The organism is Psychromonas sp. Urea-02u-13, from assembly GCF_002835995.1.
GTDB lineage: Bacteria > Pseudomonadota > Gammaproteobacteria > Enterobacterales > Psychromonadaceae > Psychromonas.
In genome coordinates, this window is record NZ_PJBZ01000197.1 from 1 (window position 1) to 1,430 (window position 1,430).

The following is a 1,430-nucleotide window of genomic DNA, read 5'->3' on the forward strand; positions in this document are numbered from 1 at the left end:
AGAGATGGTGTCATGTGGGATCCTGAAATGAATCAGAATTAAGAATTGACACCATAGCGCCCACTTAAGCGGACAAAAAAGGTTGGCTATAATTTTGTGAGGAACGAACAATAGCCAACTGTTTTTGTTCCGTTTAAAGTGCTTGTTATACAAATTTTACAGATAACTAAATAGGCTTGCACCTTCTGTTTCCCCATGATTCGTACGTTGATCATATCCTGAATTTAAGGTATCTAATTCCGATATAAGCTTATCCCCAATAGCATTAGCCTTTTTCTCCAAAACATTACATTTAGATTCAGGTTCCATTTTTAAAATCGAATTCTCAATTTTTTGAGCAATTTGAATAGCAAACTTATGATGCCCTTTTTCATGAAGAACTAAGTTGGGATACCACTGATTCCAGATTTCATTCACATCACCCACATCGGTACCCAATTTCGGAAGTGTATACTTAGTTTCTACCGTCGTATTTGCGGAAGTAATCCAGCAACTATTTTTAGTATATTTCCATCTAAAATTCCACTTAACATAAGAATATGCATGTCCATGGAATTTTTCTCCATTTGTTGATATAGGAGTATTCTCATTTAAAGAGCTAAGTATCTCTGCTTTAGAATAAGGGTAAATACTATAAAAATTATACTCTTCAGATACAGACATTTTTGCAATAACTACGCTTGGTGAAATAGCGATAGAAGCGAATATTATTAACCGTAGCGATTTCACTGAGTACCCTTGTGTATTTGTATAACGCCTGCTTAAGCGGATAAAAATAGTTGGCTATACTGTGGAGCGAAGCGGAACGTAGCCAACTGTTTTTATTCCGTTTAAAGCTCTTGTTATATTTTTATTTCATCGACTGCAATTAAAATATTGTACTTTCTTTTCCATTCATTTTCTCTATTAACTGATTCGAAACCCAACTTATCAGAGTAATAAAAGTCTTCACCAGCAATACATTTTGGCCAATTTTTATATATGTTTTTTGTTGCATCGTTTTCGGTCCAAACATCGGCAAGAACAATTGCAAACCGTTTATTAATTTGAATGTCGATTAATTCATCTTCTAACTTGGAAATATAGTTTTTAGTATGCATTCGAACAATGTCGTCACGAACACTTCCTAAGTTAGATACTGATTTCAATCTTTTAGCTTCGATAATAAATAATGTTTTACTGGATAGATCAAAAATAATTGCATCTACATGTAAGCTTTCTTTATCCGTGATAGGTGCTTCAAACCATGATATACAATTATTCCCAATAATTTTTTCCATAGAAGCGACAAAATTATTAGTTAAATTTCTTTCTGTAAACCCTGTCGACTCATGAGCAGGATAGTAATTATTAAGAATTTTAAGGTATCTGGATTGCATTTCGATAAAGGCATCTTTGATAATCATTAACTCGACACTCCCAGTAAAATA

The 1,430-nt window shown here is 33.2% G+C and carries 2 protein-coding genes; both read right to left on the reverse strand.

Annotated elements, in window-relative coordinates; all coding sequences use genetic code 11:
* Positions 1-156 precede the first annotated feature (156 nt).
* On the reverse strand, positions 157-729 hold the full coding sequence (locus CXF74_RS21335) for a DUF922 domain-containing Zn-dependent protease (protein WP_101084648.1): 573 nt from the start codon (positions 727-729) through the stop codon (positions 157-159).
* 113 nt (positions 730-842) lie between these two features.
* Positions 843-1,430, reverse strand: a 588-nt coding sequence (locus CXF74_RS21340; RefSeq protein ID WP_232772616.1) for a hypothetical protein, incomplete at its 5' end; no start/stop codon positions are given.